Raw genomic sequence first — 2609 nt, forward strand, 5'->3', positions numbered from 1 at the left:
TCCATATTCACCGGACCAGCGCAGGCCTGCGGGGTGGCCGGCAAAATCGCCATAGTCCATTTGCGTGATACGGCCGGAGCCTATCCAGTCGCCCTGGTTCTCTGCAAAAAAGATCTCTCCGTTCTCCGACAATCCAAATCCTGCAGGGGAGCGCATACCTGCAGCATAAGGTTGCATAGTGCCATCGGGTTTTATGCGCATCATCCAGCCACGCCATTTAGCCAGGCTGGCGCCACGTCCTATCCAGGAAAGGTTCAGCGTTACGATCATATCGCCATTTGGCAGGAACAAAGGGCCATAAGAATATTCATGGTAGTTGCCCGACAAAGGCCAGGAGGCTACTGTCTGGAACAGGTCTGCTTTACCGTCGTTGTTAGTATCGGTTACCTTTGTAAGCTCCGAACGCTGTGTGGTATAAAAAGATCCGTTGTGCCAGGCCAGGCCCAGGGTTTCATGCATACCATATGCAAAACGTTTGTATTGCGGTTGTTTCGATTTCTTTTGATATGGATCTGTGATCAGCCATATTTCCCCGTGCCGGGTAGATACACCCAGCCTGTCGTCCGGTGTAAAGGCCAGCCCGCCTACTTCCAGCACTACGCTATCCGGTATAGGCACATCCGTTATACTATAATATTTACCTTCCTTTGCCTTCATTTCTGTTTGCGCACTTGCCGCAAAGGGCAGGCCGCATAACAACAATAAAAAGGCTATATGCAATTGACGCTTCATATTATTTACCAGATAATGGAGTAATGAATGTTCATAGTTTTACCAGCCTGTAAGGGCAGCACTAAGCGGTATTGCCCTTTGCTTTCCACGATCTCCGGCTGATCCTTTGTTTCAATGTAGTAGTGCTTATCATCTACCGCATAGCTGCCATCCGGCAGCTTTTCTATGAGGCCGCCGCTACCCATTAACCAGTATGCATTCCCGTTAGCTGATGCGGTACTGTTAATGGTTACTTCTCTTTCCAGTCCTTTCCCATCTGCGCGGGGATGCAGGTAATCTTCCACCGACCATTGGCGCAGCGTGTAAAAGAACATCGGCAGGTCATTGGGTAATATTTTATAACCGCGGTTGGTATAGCTGCTGCTGTCTTCCCGGATGGAATCCGGCCAGGCAGCATCCTTAGCGGATAGTTCTGCAATGCAGGGAATGCCGGCCAGCTCCAGCGGAGCGCCTAAGGGCCTGGCCAGCTGTTTCTCTCCACGCTCATGCCACATCTCTGCCACATCAATATAACGCCCGTGCCAGGCCAGTAAAGGGCTATAATTCACCATATCATATGCATAGTTAATGCCGCCCGGCACACCTACTGCCATGCTATAGGGATCCACTTTATCACCATGTTGCATAAAGCCGCGTTGAATAACAGCGCTTGCTTTAACAGGATATTCCATTTGCGGGGATACTTCCACCTGGCGTTCAGATGCAGGTGTAGTAAGCGCCGTAAAAGGAATATGCGGACCTTCATATAACAGCACCAGGCTCTCATCATAATTTGCATAGCTCAGCTGGAAATCGTGAGGCCCTGCTTTCAGTAAGGTATCACCGTAAAAGGGACGCTCATAATCGCGGGTACCGCCGTTATTGGCAATTTCATTCCCATCGATCATCAGCCGTACCGGCCCGCCGGCGCGGATGCTGAATACATAGTGCCCTTCTGCCGGCACCACTAACTTACCTTCCAGCAGCAGCTGCGCACGTTTATCGCCTACCCGGTAGGTAAGGGAATCGGTATTACCCGAGCGCGTGGGCAGTAACAGCTTTAACGTATCATGATTCTTATATACGCCTTTGTATACACGGTAATGCAGGCCGGTTATGCCGGCGCGTGCATCGCCATAGGTTTTATAACGGATGTTGCGGAAAGCTACCGGGCCGTTATGCACTACAAACTTCAAGGGACCTTGTGTTTGCACCTGTTTACGCAGGGTATCCTGCGCAGTAATGCCCAATGCCGGGTCCTGCTGAATGCTGCGCCCGTTCAGCGTTACGGATTCAAAGCCTGCTTCCGTATTACCGGTACGCGCTGCTCTAAACTTCACCACCAGGTGCTGCCACAAACCAGGCGCCTTACAGGCATTCAGAAGGGGCGCTTTATCCGCTACCCCTCCGCAATCCGCTGCAGTAAGGCTGTCTTTAAGCCAGCTATCCTGCAGCTGCAGTGGGTATTTACCCTGGAAAAGAATGGCGGCATTTGCCTGTGGGGAGAGCATGAAGTCCAGCTCCAGGTCCATATCCCCATGCGCCATTTTCGTAGGCAGCTCACCGTTAGCGGCTGTATTAAATACCAGGATGCCTTTACCTTCCTTTACTTCTAACTGGTGCGGCTGCTGCCGGTTCATATACACGTTACCGGCTATCTGCCAGTTATTACCCGCTGTGGTAAAAGCATCCAGGTTATCCAGGCTAAGCGGATCCATAGGCAGGCTTTCAACGGGAAGCCTTTCCTTTTTCCCCGGCGAACAAGCTGCGAGGCTTACAATGATGGTGCTATACAGCAAAAAAGATTTGACAGACATTGACTGAGATCAAAAGATGAAAAATATTTTATACTATGGTGTAAACCTAACGGCACTGTTATGGAAAAGCAAACCGCTTAT

Annotated in this window: 1 protein-coding gene and 1 pseudogene; both read right to left on the bottom strand. The window is 50.6% G+C overall.

Annotation, left to right across the window (positions count from 1 at the left end; translation table 11 throughout):
• A pseudogene (locus VIM87_RS14625) lies at positions 1 to 732 on the bottom strand (hypothetical protein); the annotation flags it as partial.
• Between the two features lie 5 nt (positions 733 to 737).
• The gene (locus tag VIM87_RS14630; RefSeq protein ID WP_331997708.1) at positions 738 to 2528 is read right to left on the bottom strand and encodes a family 16 glycoside hydrolase; all 1791 of its coding nucleotides are present in this window, start codon (positions 2526 to 2528) and stop codon (positions 738 to 740) included.
• Between the last annotated feature and the right edge of the window lie 81 nt (positions 2529 to 2609).

The sequence above is a fragment of the Chitinophaga sp. genome, from assembly GCF_036569125.1.
Lineage (GTDB): Bacteria > Bacteroidota > Bacteroidia > Chitinophagales > Chitinophagaceae > Chitinophaga.